Genomic DNA, 16,920 nt, shown 5'->3' with positions numbered 1-16,920 from the left:
AATGGACGCATGCCGCGCGCTCCGGTGCGGCGCAAGGAGACCCCATGCCACTGGCGACCCTGATCGGCCGATGGGCGATGCAGCCTTTCTCCAAGGCCCTGCCGCCGCTGGGCGACACCGAGCGCGCCGCGCTCGAGGCCGGCACGGTCGGGTTCGAAGGCCAGCTCTTCGCGGGGCGTCCCGATTTCGATGCGCTGACGGCCGCCGGCCCCAACCAGCTCAGCGCGCGCGAAGAAGCCTTCCTGGCGAACGAGGTGCCCGCGTTGTGCCGCATGCTCGACGACCACGCCATCGACCAGGCGCACGACCTGCCGCCCGAGGTGTGGCGCTTCCTGCGCGAGAAGCGCTTCTTCGGAATGATCATTCCCGAGGTCTTCGGCGGCCTGGGCTTCGGCCACTACGCGCACGCGACCGTGGTGGCGCGCATCGCGAGCGTCAACGTGGCAACGGCCGTCACGGTGATGGTGCCCAATTCGCTCGGGCCGGCCGAGCTGCTGCTGCGCTACGGCACCGACGCGCAGAAAGGCCACTACCTGCCGCGCCTGGCCGACGGCCGCGAGCTGCCGTGCTTCGGCCTGACCTCGCCCTACGCGGGCTCCGACGCCGCCGCCATTCCTGACCGCGGCGTGCTCGTCGAGCGCGAGTTCCAGGGCCGGCGCACGCGCGGCTTCCTGGTCGATTTCGACAAGCGCTACATCACGCTCGCGCCGGTCGCCACCGTGGTCGGCCTCGCGTTCCATGCCATCGACGAAAGCCGGCCCGAAGGCCAGCGTGAACTGGGCATCACCTGCGCGCTGATTCCCGTGCCGCACGAGGGCATGGAGATCGGCCGGCGCCACCGCCCGATGGACAGCGCGTTCATGAACGGCCCGATCCACGGCCGGCAGGTGTTCGTGCCGATGGACTGGGTCATCGGCGGCGAAGCGCAGGTGGGGCAGGGCTGGCGCATGCTGATGGAATGCCTGGCCGCGGGCCGCGCCATTTCGCTGCCCGCGCTGGGTTCGGCGATGCAGCAGACCGCGCTGTACGTGAGCAACGCCTACGGCCAGATCCGCGAGCAGTTCGGCCTGCCGGTGGGCAAGTTCCATGCAGTGGCGGGGCTGGTCGCGCAGATGTCGGCGCAGCTGTACGCGACCGATGCCGCGCGGCGCTTCACGGCGGCCGCGCTCGACAAGGGCGAGCGGCCCAGCGTGGCCAGCGCGATCCTCAAGGTGCAGCTCACCGAGGCCGGGCGGCGCGCGGTGAACCACGGCATGGACATCCTCGGCGGCAAGGGGATCATCTCCGGCCCGTCGAACCTGCTCGGCGTGGCGTACCGGCAGGCGCCGATCGCGATCACGGTGGAGGGCGCGAACATCCTCACGCGCGCGCTCATCGTGTTCGGACAGGGCGCGGTGCGCTGCCACCCGCATGTGCTCGACGAGATGGCGGCGGTGCAGGCGAAAGACGAAACCGCGCTCGGCCAGGCGCTCATCGCACACGGCAGGCATGTGGCGCGCAACCTGTGGCACAGCCTGTTCGGCGCGCCGGTGCTCGGCGATCCGCCCGAGACGCTGGCGGGCGAAGCGCGGCTCATCGCGCGCATGAGCGCCAAGTACGCGCTCACCGCCGACCTCGCCATGGGGCTGCTCGGCGGCAAGCTCAAGCGCATGGAGCTGCTGTCGGCGCGGCTGGGCGACGTGCTGGCCCACCTGTACCTGGCGAGCGCCTGCGTGTGGCGCTACCGCGTCGATGCGGCGCCCGAGCTGCTGCCCTTTGCGCAGGCCGCGATCCGGCTGCAGCTGGACGAGGCCGGCAAGATCCTGCGCGACCTGTACGCCAACCTGCCGACGCCGGGGCGGCGCCTGCTGGGCGCGCTGGTGCTGCGCCGCACCGCGCACCTGGCGCCGCTGCGCGACGTGCAGCTGATGGCATTGGCCGAGCTGCTGCGCACGCGCCCGGACGTGGTCGCGCGGCTCGTGCCCGATCTGTCGGAACCCGGCCCGGGCGGCCTGCGCGACCTGATGCAGGCGATGGCGCTCGGTGCGCGGCTGGGCGACGAGACGGCCGCGCTCAACAAGGTGCTGCGCCGCACGCGCTCGCTCGACGAGGCGGCGCAATCGGCCAGCGACCCCGCGCTGGCGCTGGCCTACCTGCAGGCGGCCGACAAGGTCATCCAGGTCGACGACTTCGAGGGGCCGGCGCGCAACGCGGACGGCAGCGCCGGCCTCAGCGTGCCTGCTGCGCCGCCAATGCCGTCAGCGCCGCCGCCGTCTGCTCGTCCGCCGGAAAGAACGACTCCACCGCGAGTTCCTGCAACGTGACGTCCACCGGCGTGCCGAAGATGGTGATGGTGCTGATGAAGCTCAGCACGCCACTCGGCATGACCACCTGGAACGGCACGGCCACCGCCGACAGCGCGGTGTCGAGCAGCGGCGCGTCGTGGCTCACGGCCGGCGGCGGGTAGCCCTCCAGCTCGTCGTGCAGCGCCTGCAGCACGGTGTCGCCGGTGGCGGCGATCTGCTGCTGCAGCCGCTCCAGCAGGTGCGTGCGCCACTGCGCCAGGTTCGCGATGCGCGGCGCCACGCCCTCGGGGTGCAGGCTCAGGCGCAGCACGTTGATCGGCGGCTTCAGCAGCTCGGCCGAGCAGCCTTCCATGAGCAGCGGCACCAGCGCGTTGTGCGCCACCAGGTTCCAGTGCCGGTCCACGGCCAGCGCGGGGAAGGGCTCGTGGCCCTTCAGCACGAGGTCGATGGCGCGGCGCGCCGAGGCCATGGCCGGGTCGTCGAGCGAGCGCTGGCGGTACATGGGCGCGAAGCCGGCGGCCACCAGCAGCGCGTTGCGCTCGCGCAGCGGCACGTCCAGGCGCTCGGCCAGGCGCAGCACCATTTCGCGGCTGGGCGCGGCGCGGCCGGTTTCCACGTAGCTCAGGTGGCGGGTCGAGACCTCGGCCTCCTGCGCCAGGTCGAGCTGGCTCAGGCGGCGGTGGGTGCGCCAGTGCCGCAGGTGGGTGCCGAACGGGTCGCGCGCGCCGGGAAGGCCGGCGGCGGCGGCCTTGGACGAATGGGTGCGGGGGGTGTTCATGGAGCCGCATTCTGGCGCGGCGGCGCCGCCGCGCCATGACCTCCCAGGTCATCGACGCGATCCACGCCCGGCGGAATCATCGACCCCAACGCAGCAGGACTGGCCTGCAGCGTACCCAACCAGGAGATCCACATGTCTGTTTTCGCTTCCCCCCGCTTCCTGTCGAACGTGATGTGGGCCGACGCCGCTTCGTGCGCCGCGACCGGCGCGCTGCAGGTGGCGTTCACCGACGTCCTTGCCCACCTGACCGGCCTGCCGGCCTGGCTGCTCATGGGCACCGGCGTGTTCCTGCTGGCCTATGCGGCGGCGGCCGCCTTCATGGCCAGCCGCCGCACGCCGCCGCGCACGCTGATCGGCCTCGTGGTCGTCGGCAACTTCGCCTGGGCCGTGGCCTGCGTGGCGCTGCTGGTGAGCGGCGTGTTCGCGGTCACCGCGCTCGGCACGGCCTGGGTGTTGGCGCAGGCGCTGTGCGTGGTCGTGCTGGCCGAGCTGCAATGGACCGGGCTGCGCCGCACCCGGGGTGCTACCGTTATGGCGATGGCCTGAGCGTCTGACCGTCCGCCCCGCGCCCGCCGCACCCCGTGCGGCGGGCGTTTTCGCTATGAGAACGATAGTTCCGGAAGAGCCCGACAAGGAAGACCGACTACAGCCACTGACATTGAACCTCGCTATCCTTGAGAGGCTTCCACGAACACACAGGAGTCTTCTCATGGCCAAAGCCCCGGCGCACGCGTTTGCGTCCACCCTCAAGACCTTCAAGACCGCGTCGGGCAAGTCCGGCAAGTACTGGTCGCTGAAGGAACTGGCCAAGCAGTACCCCTCGGTGGAGCGCCTGCCGGTGTCGATCCGCATCGTGCTCGAGTCGGTGCTGCGCAACTGCGACGGCCAGAAGGTGTCGGCCAAGCACGTCGAAGAGCTGGCCCACTGGGCGCCCAACGCCGAGCGCACCGACGAAATTCCCTTTGTCGTCACCCGCGTGGTGCTGCAGGACTTCACCGGCGTGCCGCTGCTGGCCGACCTGGCCGCCATGCGCAGCGTGGCCGCCAAGCTGAACAAGTCGCCCAAGACCATCGAGCCGCTGGTGCCCGTCGACCTGGTGGTCGACCACTCGGTGATGGTCGACTACTACGGCACGCCCAAGGCGCTCGACCTGAACATGAAGCTGGAGTTCCAGCGCAACAACGAGCGCTACCAGTTCATGAAGTGGGGCATGCAGGCCTTCGACACCTTCGGCGTCGTGCCGCCGGGCTTCGGCATCGTGCACCAGGTCAACCTCGAGTACTTTGCGCGCGGCGTCTACAAGAGCCCGGCCGACAAGAGCGACACGCCGGTGTACTACCCCGACTCGCTGGTGGGCACCGACAGCCACACCACCATGATCAACGGCATCGGCGTGGTCGGCTGGGGCGTGGGCGGCATCGAGGCCGAGGCCGCCATGCTGGGCCAGCCGGTCTACATGCTCACGCCCGACGTGGTGGGCTTCGAGCTCACCGGCAAGCTGCGCGAAGGCGTCACGGCCACCGACCTGGTGCTGTACGTCACCTCGATCCTGCGCGCCGAAAAGGTGGTGGGCAAGTTCGTCGAGTTCTTCGGCCCCGGTGCCGCATCCATCGCCGTGCCCGACCGCGCCACCATCGGCAACATGGCGCCCGAGTACGGCGCCACCATGGGCTTCTTCCCGGTCGACGAGATGACCGTGGCGTACTTCGAAGGCACCGGCCGCACCAAGGAAGAAGTGGAGCGCTTCGCCGCCTACTACAAGGCGCAGGGCCTGTTCGGCATGCCCGCGCCGGGCGACATCGACTACACCAAGGTCGTCAAGCTCGACCTGGGCACCGTCTCGCCCAGCCTGGCCGGCCCCAAGCGCCCGCAGGACCGCATCAACCTGGGCGACCTGTCGACCAAGTTCGCCGAGCTGTACAGCAAGCCCAACGACGCCAACGGCTTCAACCAGCCGGCCGACAAGCTCAAGCAGCGCTACGCGCTGACGCGCGACGGCCAGAGCGGCGACACCGAGGTGCCCCCGCCGCCGCCCGGCTCGCCGCGCCCGGTCATCGAGATGGTGGCCAACCGCTCGACCAAGGCCGCGGCCCACACCAGCGCCACGGCGCCGTCGGCGCCCAAGGGCGACGTCACCATCGGCAACGGCGACGTGCTCATTGCGGCCATCACCTCGTGCACCAACACCTCCAACCCGAGCGTGATGCTGGCGGCCGGCATCCTGGCCAAGAAGGCGGTGGAAGCGGGCCTGAAGGTGCAGCCGCACATCAAGACCTCGCTGGCCCCGGGCTCGCGCATCGTCACCGAGTACCTGGAGAAGGCGGGCCTGCTGCCGTACCTCGAAAAGCTGGGCTTCTACCTCGCGGGCTACGGCTGCACCACCTGCATCGGCAACGCCGGCGACCTCACGCCCGAGATCAACGAAGCCATCACCAAGAACGACCTCATCGGCGCGGCCGTGCTCTCGGGCAACCGCAACTTCGAGGCGCGCATCCACCCGAACCTGAAGGCCAACTTCCTGGCCTCGCCGCCGCTGGTGGTGGCCTTCGCCATCGCGGGCAACGTGATGACCGACCTCATGACCCAGCCCGTGGGCAAGGGCAAGGGCGGCAAGGACGTGTACCTGGGCGACATCTGGCCCACGCCGAAGGAGATCGACGACAACCTGCGCTTCGCGATGAACGCCAAATCGTTCCGCGCGAACTACGAGAAGGTCAAGAGCGATCCGGGCAAGTTCTGGACGAGCATCAAGGGCACGACCGGCCAGGTGTACGACTGGCCCACCTCGACCTACATCGCCGAGCCGCCGTTCTTCGAAGGCTTCCAGATGCAGCCGCACGCGTCGGACGCCGGCATCCAGGGCGCGCGCGTCATGGCGCTGTTCGGCGACTCGATCACCACCGACCACATCTCCCCGGCCGGCTCCATCAAGGAAAGCTCGCCCGCGGGCATCTGGCTCAAGGCGCACGGCGTGCCCAAGGCCGACTTCAACAGCTACGGCTCGCGCCGCGGCAACCACGACGTGATGGTGCGCGGCACCTTCGCCAACGTGCGCATCAAGAACCTGATGATTCCGCCGGACGCCAACGGCACGCAGGAAGAGGGCGGCGTCACGCTGTTCCAGCCGGGCGGCGAAAAGATGTTCATCTACGACGCCGCCATGAAGTACATGGAAGCGGGCACGCCCACCATCGTGTTCGGCGGCGAGGAGTACGGCACCGGCTCGTCGCGCGACTGGGCCGCCAAGGGCACGCAGCTGCTGGGCATCAAGGCCGTGGTGGCGCGCAGCTTCGAGCGCATCCACCGCGCCAACCTGGTCGGCATGGGCGTGCTGCCGCTGCAGTTCCGCGGCGCCGATTCGTGGCAGACGCTGGGCCTCACGGGTGAGGAAAAGATCGACGTCGTGATCGGCGGCGAACTCAAGCCGCAGATGGACGTGAAGCTGGTCGTGCATCGCGCCGACGGCACGCATCAGGAGGTGACGGTGCGCCTGCGCATCGACACGCCGATCGAGGTCGACTACTACAAGCACGGCGGCATCCTGCCGTTCGTGCTGCGGCAGCTGCTGGCGGCCTGACGGGTCGGGCTTGATCCGCGTCGGGCTCATCTCCGACACCCACGGCCTGCTGCGTCCGCAGGCCGTGGCGGCCTTGCAGGGCAGCGACTTCATCGTGCACGGCGGGGACATCGGCGACGCCGGCATCCTCGACGCACTCGCCGCGATCGCGCCGCTGACGGTGGTGCGCGGGAACAACGACCGCGAGGCCTGGGCCGAGGCCATTCCAGAAACGGCATTCCTGAAGGTCGGCGACGTGCATGTCTACGCGATCCACGACCTTTCTCAGATCGACATCGACCCCGCCGGTGCCGGCGTGCGTGTCGTGATCTCCGGCCACTCGCACAAACCCAAGGTCGAAGAACGCGACGGCGTGCTCTACGTCAACCCGGGCAGCGCCGGCCCGCGCCGATTCAAGCTGCCTATCGCCGTGGCCGAGCTGATCGTCGATGGCGACACGGTCAGCGCGCGCATCGTCGAACTGCCCCTGTGAGCGGGGCGGGGCCGAATACCCCTAATTGAGAATAAATCTTATTTGATGGGGTATCCTCGGGCCATTCTTTGAAAAATGCACCACATCGGGGCATTTTCAAAGGACATTCTTCTGCTCTGAGATGCTCATTCCCTTTCTCATCATGCTGCGCGAAGGCATCGAAGCCGCGCTCATCGTCGGCATCGTTGCCAGTTACCTGAAACAAAGCGGTCGCGGCGTGCTGATGCCCGCGGTGTGGGTCGGCGTGCTGCTGGCCACCGCGCTGTCGCTCTTTGCCGGCGCCGGCCTGCAACTGCTGGCGGCCGAGTTTCCGCAGAAGCAGCAGGAGCTGTTCGAAGGCGTGGTGGGGCTCATCGCCGTGGTCATGCTGACCACGATGGTGTTCTGGATGCGCAAGGCGGCCCGCTCCATCAAGGGCGAGCTGCACGCGTCGATCGACAAGGCGCTGGCGCAGCATGCCGACGGGCAGGGCTGGGCGCTGATCGGCATGGTGTTCCTGGCGGTCGCGCGCGAGGGGCTGGAGTCGGTCTTCTTCCTGCTGGCCGTGTTCCAGCAGAGCACCGGCTGGGAAGCGCCCGTGGGCGCGCTTGCGGGCATCGCCGTGTCGGTGGTGGTCGGCTGGGGCATCTACTCGGGCGGCGTGCGGCTCGACCTGCGCCGCTTCTTCCGCTTCACGGGCCTGTTCATCCTGCTGGTCGCGGCCGGGCTGCTGGCGGGCGTGCTGCGCAAGCTGCACGAGGCCGGCGTGTGGAACCAGCTGCAGACCGTGGTGTTCGACATGAGCGAAACCCTGCCGATGGACAGCCCCGTGGGCGCCGTGCTGTCGGGCCTGCTGGGCTACCAGGCCGCGCCCGTGGTGGGCGAGGTGATCGTCTACCTGGCCTTCCTGGCCGTGGCCCTGTTCTTCTTCCTGCGCCCGGCGGTTGCTGTGGCGCCGCGCACGGCGACTGCCGGCTGATTTTTTTCCCCGATGTCTTCTTCCTCTTCTTCGTCATCGACGCTCATGCGCGTCGCCGTGGGCGCCTCGGCGCTGCTGGTCGTCGCCGGCCTCGCGGCCTTCTGGTACGCCTCGAACCAGGCGCGCAAGGCGCCGCCCAAGGCGGTCGACCATGCCGTCACCGTCACGATCCGCGGCAACGCCTGCGATCCGAACGAGATCACCGTGCCCGCGGGCCGCACGACCTTCACCATCGTCAACCAGTCGAACCGCGCGCTCGAGTGGGAAATTCTCGACGGCGTGATGGTGGTCGAAGAGCGCGAGAACATCGCGCCCGGCTTCTCGCAGACCATGACGGTCAAGCTCTCGCCGGGCGATTTCGCCATCACCTGCGGCCTGCTGAGCAACCCGCGCGGCAAGCTGCACGTCACGCCGTCGGCGGCCTCGCTGGCCGAGGAGGCGCGGCCCTCGCTCGTCAACTACGTGGGCGCGCTGGCCGAGTACCAGGTGTTCCTGCGGCTGGAGGCCGCCACGCTCGACGACGCGGTGCGCGCGCTGGCCGATGCCGTCAAGGCCGGCGACCTGGCGCAGGCGCGCGCGCTCTACGCGCCGGCCCACCAGGCCTACAAGCGCATCGAGCCGATGGCCGAGCTGTTCGCCGACCTCGACGCGCGCATCAACGCCCGCGCCGACTACTTCGAGAAGCGCGAGGCCGACCCGGGCTTCAGCGGCTTCCACCGCATCGAGTACGCGCTGTACGGCCAGGGCGATCCCAAAGCACTGGCCCCGGTCCTTGAGAAGCTGCTGGCCGACACCGAGACGCTGCAGGCGCGCCTGCGCGAACTGAGCGTGCCGCCCGAGCGGCTCGCCAGCGCCGCCTCGAAGCTGCTGCGCCGCGTGGCCGACAACCTGCCGGCCGGCGGCGAGGACCACTACGGCCACGCCGAGCTGGTGAACCTGCAGGGCAGCTATGAAGGCACCAAGAAGATCGCCGACCTGCTGCAGCCGCTGCTGGTGAAGGCAGCGCCCGCGCAGCAGAAGGCCGTGGACGAGCGCTTTGCCGCCTTCGACGCCGCGCTGGCGCCGTACCGCGCCGGCGAAGGCTTCCAGCCCGCGCCGCTGGACGACGCACAGCGCCAGGCGCTGGCCGTGCCCGTGCGTGCGCTGGCCGAGGAACTGGGCAAGGTGAACGCCGCGCTCGGTCTGGAATGAGTTGAGAGAGAACGACGACCCCATGGAACCGACGAAGAAGAACGACACCGCTCCTGCCTCGCCGCACCGCCGCCGCATGCTCGGCGCCGCGGGCGTGGCCTTTGCCGGGCTCGCCGCCAGCGCGCGCGCCGGCGCGGCCATTCCGGGCCCGCCCGACACCGGCGCGCAGGTCACCGACGCGCCGCAGAGCACCCACACGCAAGACCGCGTGCCCTTCCGCGGCAAGCACCAGGCGGGCGTGGTCACGCCGCGCCCGACGGCCGGCATGATCGCCTCGTTCTACGTGCTGGCCGAGAACCGCGCCGACCTGGAGCGGCTGATGCGCACGCTCACCGAGCGCATCGCCTTTCTCACGCAGGGCGGCCCGCAGACCGACCCCGACCCCAAGCTGCCGCCCGCGGGCTCCGGCATCCTCGGCCCGGTGGTGCAGCCCGACGGGCTCACCGTGACGGTGTCGGTCGGCGCCTCGCTGTTCGACGAGCGCTTCGGCCTCGACAAGAAAAAGCCGCTGCGCCTGAAGCCGATGCAGCGCCACCCGAACGACGCGCTCGACGCCGCGCTGTGCCACGGCGACCTGTCGATCCAGTTCTGCGCCAACACGCCCGACACCAACATCCACGCGCTGCGCGACATCATCAAGAACACGCCCGACCTGCTGGTGCTGCACTGGAAGCAGGAAGGCTCCGTGCCGCCGATTCCGGCCGTGGCGGGCCAGCCCGCGGAGAGCGCGCGCAATTTCCTCGGTTTTCGCGACGGCTCGGCCAACCCCGACTCCGCGGACGACACGCTCATGAACAAGCACGTCTGGGTGCAGCCGAACGGCGACGAGCCGGCCTGGGCCGTGGGCGGCAGCTACCAGGCGGTGCGCATCATCCGCAACTTCGTCGAGCGCTGGGACCGCACGCCGCTGCAGGAGCAGGAGGCCATCATGGGCCGCCTGAAACCCAGCGGCGCGCCACTGGACGGCGGCAAGACCGAGCACGACGTGCCCGACTACACGAAGGACCCCGAAGGCAAGGCGACGCCGATGGACGCGCACATCCGCCTGGCGAACCCGCGCACCAAGGCCTCGGACGCCAACCTGATGCTGCGCCGGCCCTTCAACTACTCGAACGGCGTCACCAAGTCGGGCCAGCTCGAAATGGGGCTGCTGTTCATCTGCTACCAGGCCGACCTCGAGAAGGGCTTTGTCGCCGTGCAGACGCGCCTGGACGGCGAGCCGCTCGAGGAATACATCAAGCCCATCGGCGGCGGCTTCTTCTTCACGCTGCCCGGCGTGCAGGGCACCGACGACTGGCTCGGGCGCAGCCTGCTGGCCGCCTGATCGCTCCCTTTTTCATCACCACCGCATCGCATCCAAGGAGATCCATGACTGTGCAGTTCCGCCGCCGCTTCCTCGCCGCTTTCGTCGCAGGCTTTGCCGGCCTTTATGCCGTGGGCGCGCAGGCCGCCGTGTCGCCGCTCGAGCTGGTCGGTCCGATCTCGGACTACAAGATCTACGTGACGCAGAACGTGCGCAAGCTGGCGGCCGACGTGCGCGTGTTCACCGCCGCCGTGAAGGCCGGCGACATCGAGAAGGCCAAGAAGCTCTACGCGCCCACGCGCACCAGCTACGAACGCGTGGAGCCCGTGGCCGAGCTGTTCACCGACCTCGACCAGTCGATCGACTCGCGCGCGGACGACCACGAGAAGGCCGAGAAAGACCCGGCCTTCATCGGCTTCCACCGCATCGAGTACAGCCTGTGGACGCTCAAGAGCACCAAGGACCTGAACCCCGTGGCCGACAAGCTGCTGGCCGATGTGCTCGAGCTGCAAAAGCGCCTGGGCGCGCTGACCTTCCCGCCCGAGAAGGTCGTGGGCGGCGCCGCCGTGCTGATGGAAGAGGTGGCCGCCACCAAGATCTCCGGCGAGGAAAACCGCTACAGCCACACCGACCTGTGGGACTTCCAGTCGAACTTCGAGGGCGCCTACAAGATCGTCGAGCTGCTGCGCCCGCTGGTCGTGAAGCAGGACAAGCCGTTTGCCGAGAAGGCCGACGCCAACTTCAAGGTGGTGTTCGACACGCTGGCCAAGTACCGCACGGCCGACGGCGGCTTCGAAACCTATTCGAAGCTCACCGAGCGCGACCGCAAGATGCTGGCCGGCCGGGTGAATACGCTGGCCGAAGACCTGTCCAAATTGCGCGGGATGCTCGGATTGAACTGAGTCTGGCCCCGGGGGACGCGCTCATTTCAGGCTGACCCGGGACTTTTTGGGGTTGGTCAGGTTTTCGCGAGTGAGAATTGCTAGCATCTGGCTTTTGCTTACTGGCGCGCCCCGGGGTTTCCGGGGGGCGCACCTCCACCGTGCGAAACAACGACCTCGGCGCAGCGCCGACCACCACCGCGCTGAGCCTCGACCAGCTTCCGTCCCATCAGTGGGCCACCGTGCTCGACGTGGCCCGCCCCGACAGCGCGGACGACCGCGAGCTGGTGCTGCGCCTGACCGAAATCGGCTTCGTGCCGGGCGAGGCCGTGCGCATCGTCGCCACCGGCACCCCGGGCCGCGAGCCGCTGGCCGTGCGCCTGGGCCACACCACCTTCGCGCTGCGCCGCCACGAGGCCGCGCTGATCCACGTCACACCGGGGGCCGCGAACCATGGTTGAAGCCGTCATCCAGGGGCCGGGCCGTCTCGGCGCCACCGCGCAGCCCGCGCGCATCGCGCTGCTGGGCAACCCCAACTGCGGCAAGACCGCGCTCTTCAACCTGCTGACCGGCAGCCGCCAGAAGGTGGCCAACTACGCCGGCGTGACCGTCGAGCGCAAGGAAGGCACGCTGCGCACGCCGACCGGCCGCCGCGTGTTCGTGCTCGACCTGCCGGGCGCCTACAGCCTGAACGCCCTGAGCGCCGACGAGGCCGTCACGCGCGACATCGTCACCGGCCAGGCGCAGGAAGCGCTGCCCGACCTGCTCGTGTGCGTGACCGACGCCACGAACCTGCGCCTGAACCTGCGGCTGGTGCTCGAAGCGCGCCAGCTCGGCCTGCCGATGGTGGTGGCGCTCAACATGACCGACATGGCCAAGAAGCAGGGCATCGCGGTCGACACCGCCGTGCTCTCGCGCGAACTCGGCGTGCCGGTGATCGAGACCGTGGGTGTCCACACCGGCGGCGCGAAGAACCTGCTCGAGGCGCTCGACGCACCGGTCGCCGCCGCGGCGCCCCAGCCCTGGAAGGCGCCCGGCCTGGACGACGTGCTCGCCACGCAGCGCGAGGTGCGCCGCATCCTCGGCCTGGCCGTGAAGGAGCCCGTGGGCAGCCTGGACACCAGCGACCGCATCGACCGCGTCGTGATGCACCCGGTGTGGGGCATGCTGGTGCTGGCGGTCACCATGTTCCTGATGTTCCAGGCCGTGTTCAGCTGGGCCAACGTGCCGATGGACGCCATCAAGGCCGGCACCGAGGGGCTGGGCAACCTCATCAAGACGCACATGCCCGAAGGCATGCTGCAGAGCCTGCTGGTCGACGGCGTGATCGCGGGCGTGGGCGGCGTGATCGTGTTCCTGCCGCAGATCCTGATCCTGTTCCTGTTCATCCTCGCGCTCGAAGATTCCGGCTACCTGCCGCGCGCGGCCTTCCTGCTCGACCGCCTGATGGGCACCGTGGGGCTGTCGGGCCGCTCGTTCATTCCGCTGCTGTCGAGCTTTGCCTGCGCCATTCCGGGCGTGATGGCCACGCGCACCATCAGCAACTGGCGCGACCGCATCACGACCATCATGATCGCGCCGCTCATGACCTGCTCGGCGCGGCTGCCGGTGTATGCGCTGCTCATCGCGGCCTTCATTCCGGCGCGCGAGGTGGGCGGCATCTTCAACCTTCAGGGCGTGGTGCTGTTCGCGCTGTACGTGTTCGGCATCGTCTCGGCAATGGCCGTGGCCTGGGTGATGAAGCGTTTCCGCGATAGCACGCGGCACTCGCCGCTGCTGATGGAGCTTCCGGCCTACCGCTGGCCGAACCTGCGCAACCTGGCGCTGGGCCTCTATGAGCGGGCCTGGATCTTCATCCAGCGCGTGGGCACGATCATCCTCACGCTCACGATCCTGCTGTGGTTCCTGTCGACCTTCCCGTCGCCGCCCGAAGGCGCGACCGGCCCCGCCATTCAATACAGCCTGGCCGGCATGATCGGCCGCGGGCTGGAGCACATCTTCGCGCCCATCGGCTTCAACTGGCAGATCTCCATCGCGCTGGTGCCGGGCATGGCCGCGCGCGAAGTCGCGGTGGGCGCGCTGGGCACGGTGTATGCGCTCTCGGCCACCGGCGACGACGTGGCCAGTGCGCTGGAGCCGCTCATCGCCGGCAGCTGGTCGCTGGCGACCGCGCTGTCGCTGCTGGTCTGGTACGTGTTCGCGCCGCAGTGCATCTCGACGCTGGCGGCCGTCAAGCGCGAAACCGGCTCCTGGAAATACGTGTGGATCATGGCGGGCTACTTATTCGCCCTGGCATACGTGGCATGCTTCTTGACCTATCGCATTGCACTCGCTGTCGGCGCGGGGTAAAACAACAGGGAAAGGGTTGAAGAAGACATGACACAGCAACTGATCGTCGGATTGATCGTCGCGGCCGCCGCGCTCTACGCGGTCTGGCGCTGGATGCCTGCCGGCTGGCGCCGTGGCGCCGCGCGCAAGTTCGCGGCCGGCACGCAGCGCGCGGGCCTCATCGATCAGGCCCGTGCCGATCAGCTCGCCGCCTCGCTGGCCAAGACCTCGGGCTGCGGCTCGTGCGACAGCTGCGGCAGCTGTGCCCCCAAGAAACCCGCTGGCGCCGATCCGGCCGACAGCCACAGCAGCCCCGCGCTGACTTCCACCACGCCCAGCACCGGACGCTGAGTCCGATGCCCGCGCACATCCTCGTCGCCGGGGGCGGGATCGGGGGGCTGGCCACGGCGCTGGCGCTGTCCCGCGCCCATCACCGCGCCGACGTCTTCGAACAGGCCGCCGACTTCGGCGAAATCGGCGCCGGCGTGCAACTCGGCCCCAACGCCACCCGCCGCCTTCACCAACTCGACCTCGGCCGCGGCCTCGCGGCTATCGCGGCGCGCCCCGAGGCGTTGGTGGTCCACAGTGCCGGCAGCGGCGCCGAACTGGCCCGCATGCCGCTGGGCGATGCCATGCAGCAGCGCTACGGCGCGCCGTACTGCTGCGTGCACCGCGCCGACCTGCACACGCTGCTGCTCGATGCCGTGCGCGCGCAGGGCACGGGCTCGCTGGTCACGGCCGCGCGCATCCGGCAGGTCGAGACCAGCGACGACCTAGTCTGCGTCTCGAGCACCGACGCGCGTGCGTGGGAGGGCGAGGCGCTCGTGGGCGCCGACGGCCTGTGGAGCCTGGTGCGGGCGCAGCTTGAATCCGCATCCGCCGAAGCGCCGCCGCGCGTGACCGGGCACACGGCCTGGCGTGCGCTGGTGCGTCAGGCCGACCTGCCTGCGGCGCTGCGCCGTTCGCGCGTCGATGTGTGGCTCGGGCCGCGTTTGCATGCAGTCGCGTACCCGGTGCGCGCGGGGGATGCGCTCAACGTCGTCGTGATTGCCGAATCTGCACCGGCTGGTGATGCGCGCGACTGGGACCAGGCCAGCAGCCTTGTGGCGCTGAAGCAGGCGATGGGGCGCAGCTGTGCGAGCCTTCAGTCATTGCTCGACGCGATGCCTGCTTGGCGTGCGTGGACGCTGAGCGACCGTGCGCCCGTGGCCGGGCCTGGCGACATGGCGCACGAGCGCGTGGCGCTGGTGGGCGATGCTGCGCACCCGATGGTGCCGTACCTCGCGCAAGGCGCTGGCATGGCGATCGAGGATGCGATCGCATTGGCGGATGCCCTGGGCGATGCCTCGGCGTTGGGGGTGCCGGCTGCGTTCGCGCGCTATGCCGAGGCGCGCTGGGAACGCAATGCGCAGGTGCAGGCGAGGGCGCGTCGCAATGGCGAGATCTTTCATGCCACGGGTGCTGTGCGCTTCGGGCGCGACATGGCGATGCGCTTGCTGGGCTCCCGGTTGCTCGATCAGCCCTGGTTGTACGGCGGCTGATCCAGGGCGCGTGCCCAGGCCACCGGGTACTTCCCTCCGCGAATGTCCCCCGGGGCTTCGCCCCTCCTCCTTGATTTCGCTGCGGGAAGCACCCAGTGTCCTGGGCACGATGGGCGCGGTCGTTGTGCTGGCCGATCAACGACCGCACTGCCCAACGCTCACGTCGATGGGGTGCCTTGCGCAGCGAAATCAAGGAGGAGGCCGCAGGCCGGGGGACATTCGCGGAGCAAGGTGCCCCGTCGGCGTGAGCGTCGCCCTGAAAAAACTCAGAGCCGGAACGTCTGCAGATGCTCGATGCGCTCGGCCAAGCCTTCCTGCCCCAGGTAATGCCCGTGCGTCCCATCGCGCATCTGCGCCAGCGTGGTTTCCAGCTCGACCAGCATCGCATCGCGATCCGCCACGAAGGCCGGTGGCACGTCGATGCCGATCTGCGCGCAGGCGTCGGCGATCAGATGCGCGCTGGCGGGCGCACCGCAGGCTGCGCACTTCACGATGGCCGCCACGGTCGGCTCGGCGCCGTTGTCCAGCAGGGCGCTCGTGAGTTCGGGCGAGATCTGACCGTCGATGTTGCGCAGCACGTCGGATGCCACCGGCGCGCCTGCGCGCACCAGCGCTGCCGCGGCGGCGAAGGCGCTGTGTCCCACGGCCACGTCGGTGGCGAGTGCACTGCCTTCATGCGGCCCTTCGAAGTTCAGGCCTGCGGCGGCGAGTTCGGCGACCAGCGCGGCGTCGTCGGTCGCGATGGCGTGGCGCAGCGCCGCGCGTGCGAGCGCCGGGTGATGGCGCAGCGTGCCGTCTGCCAGCGGGGTGCGCCAGTCGACGATGGCGCGGCAATAGAAGGTGACCAGCTTGTCCATCAGATCGAGGTCCAGTCCGTAGCCTTCATGGCGATCGTCGAGGTAGGCGAGCAGCGCCTGCCCCGAGAAGTAGTCGCCCGTCGGCGCCAGCGGGTCTTCGTCGAGATGCAGCGCCGCGAAGGCGCCATACAGGTCGGCCGCGACGGGGCTCAGGCCGTCTTCGTGCAGCGCGTGGGTCCAGGCTGGCGGCAGGCCCTGCTTCCACGCAATGACCTGACCGTGCGTGGCGCCGGGCTCGACCACCGCGTAGACGCGGTCGCAGTACTCGAAGCCGCCGAAGGGCAGGTGCGTGAGCTTGCCGCTCCAGGGCGTGCCGTTGTCTTCGGCCGCTTCCTCGGCGAGTTCCTGCTCGTGTTCGATCCAGCCCTGCAGGTCGCGGTAGCCGTCGCTGCCGTCCCAGAACAGCTCCGACCAGCTGACGCTCTCGACATTGCCGTTCATCGGCAACGCCAGGTCGTAGTCGAGGCGCCCGCCCGCCGTGTGCTGCCACAGCGCGACCAGCGCCTCGGGCAGCGGGCCGGCGCACAGGGCTTGCACCGCGTCGATCTGCTGCTGCGGCATCGGCGGTTGCGCGTCGAAGATCACGCGGTCGGCGAACAGCACGACGCCATGTTCGCGCAGGGTGGAGAGCTCTTCGGCAGAGAACGAGGTGTTGTTGTTCATGGCAGCGGCCTCCGTGTTCTCCAAAATGTAGCGCTTTGCGCCGAGGGAGCAACCCTCGTTCGCCCGGGGCCACCGCGAACCCCCGC

The 16,920-nt window shown here is 69.5% G+C and carries 14 protein-coding genes; 12 read left to right on the top strand and 2 right to left on the bottom strand.

Annotated elements, in window-relative coordinates:
- The first annotated feature begins 44 nt into the window (after nt 1-44).
- A complete protein-coding gene (locus tag ACAM42_RS25270) occupies nt 45-2,303 on the top strand; it encodes an acyl-CoA dehydrogenase (protein ID WP_369629787.1) in 2,259 nt (752 codons plus the stop codon).
- Here ACAM42_RS25270 and ACAM42_RS25265 read toward each other — a convergent pair.
- Complete coding sequence (locus tag ACAM42_RS25265; RefSeq protein WP_369629786.1) at nt 2,209-3,063, bottom strand: helix-turn-helix domain-containing protein; 855 nt, start codon at nt 3,061-3,063, stop codon at nt 2,209-2,211. The genes ACAM42_RS25270 and ACAM42_RS25265 overlap by 95 nt on opposite strands.
- Before the next feature lie 132 nt (nt 3,064-3,195).
- Here ACAM42_RS25265 and ACAM42_RS25260 point away from each other — a divergent pair, with 132 nt between their 5' ends.
- The 11 genes from ACAM42_RS25260 (at nt 3,196) to ACAM42_RS25210 (ending at nt 15,314) form a co-directional block, all read left to right on the top strand.
- Nucleotides 3,196-3,609, top strand: a complete 414-nt coding sequence (locus tag ACAM42_RS25260; protein ID WP_369629785.1) for a hypothetical protein — start codon at nt 3,196-3,198, stop codon at nt 3,607-3,609.
- 163 nt (nt 3,610-3,772) lie between these two features.
- Nucleotides 3,773-6,640, top strand: coding sequence for an aconitate hydratase (locus tag ACAM42_RS25255; RefSeq protein WP_369629784.1), 2,868 nt, complete (start codon nt 3,773-3,775; stop codon nt 6,638-6,640).
- A gap of 10 nt (nt 6,641-6,650) precedes the next feature.
- Nucleotides 6,651-7,112 (top strand): metallophosphoesterase, encoded by a 462-nt coding sequence (locus ACAM42_RS25250; protein WP_369629783.1) that lies wholly within the window; start codon nt 6,651-6,653, stop codon nt 7,110-7,112.
- Nucleotides 7,113-7,233: 121 nt separating this feature from the next.
- Nucleotides 7,234-8,070, top strand: a complete 837-nt coding sequence (efeU, locus tag ACAM42_RS25245; RefSeq protein WP_369629782.1) for an iron uptake transporter permease EfeU — start codon at nt 7,234-7,236, stop codon at nt 8,068-8,070.
- Between the two features lie 12 nt (nt 8,071-8,082).
- A complete protein-coding gene (gene efeO / locus ACAM42_RS25240) occupies nt 8,083-9,261 on the top strand; it encodes an iron uptake system protein EfeO (RefSeq protein WP_369629781.1) in 1,179 nt (392 codons plus the stop codon).
- A gap of 22 nt (nt 9,262-9,283) precedes the next feature.
- Nucleotides 9,284-10,585: an iron uptake transporter deferrochelatase/peroxidase subunit gene (gene efeB, locus ACAM42_RS25235; protein ID WP_369629780.1), complete on the top strand. Its 1,302-nt coding sequence runs from the start codon at nt 9,284-9,286 to the stop codon at nt 10,583-10,585.
- Between the two features lie 44 nt (nt 10,586-10,629).
- Nucleotides 10,630-11,466 carry an iron uptake system protein EfeO gene (gene efeO, locus ACAM42_RS25230; RefSeq protein WP_082818180.1) on the top strand — a complete coding sequence of 279 codons (837 nt, stop codon included), beginning with the start codon at nt 10,630-10,632 and terminating at the stop codon, nt 11,464-11,466.
- Nucleotides 11,467-11,606: 140 nt separating this feature from the next.
- The gene (locus tag ACAM42_RS25225; protein ID WP_070062301.1) at nt 11,607-11,906 is read left to right on the top strand and encodes a FeoA family protein; all 300 of its coding nucleotides are present in this window, start codon (nt 11,607-11,609) and stop codon (nt 11,904-11,906) included.
- Nucleotides 11,899-13,794, top strand: a complete 1,896-nt coding sequence (locus ACAM42_RS25220) for a ferrous iron transporter B (protein WP_139702463.1) — start codon at nt 11,899-11,901, stop codon at nt 13,792-13,794. Before ACAM42_RS25225 ends, ACAM42_RS25220 begins: the two co-directional genes overlap by 8 nt.
- A 27-nt stretch (nt 13,795-13,821) precedes the next feature.
- Entirely contained in the window at nt 13,822-14,124 is a 303-nt protein-coding gene (locus tag ACAM42_RS25215) for a DUF6587 family protein (protein ID WP_062477175.1), read from the top strand.
- Between the two features lie 5 nt (nt 14,125-14,129).
- A complete protein-coding gene (locus ACAM42_RS25210; RefSeq protein WP_369629779.1) occupies nt 14,130-15,314 on the top strand; it encodes an FAD-dependent monooxygenase in 1,185 nt (394 codons plus the stop codon).
- A 266-nt stretch (nt 15,315-15,580) separates the two neighbouring features.
- Here ACAM42_RS25210 and ACAM42_RS25205 read toward each other — a convergent pair whose 3' ends face one another.
- On the bottom strand, nt 15,581-16,834 hold the full coding sequence (locus ACAM42_RS25205) for an SMI1/KNR4 family protein (protein WP_369629778.1): 1,254 nt from the start codon (nt 16,832-16,834) through the stop codon (nt 15,581-15,583).
- Nucleotides 16,835-16,920: the final 86 nt, after the last annotated feature.

Source organism: Variovorax sp. V35 (assembly GCF_041154465.1).
Classification (GTDB): domain Bacteria; phylum Pseudomonadota; class Gammaproteobacteria; order Burkholderiales; family Burkholderiaceae_C; genus Variovorax; species Variovorax boronicumulans.
The sequence above is the reverse complement of the archived record's forward strand: the minus strand, read 5'-3'. Positions and strand labels throughout refer to the sequence as shown.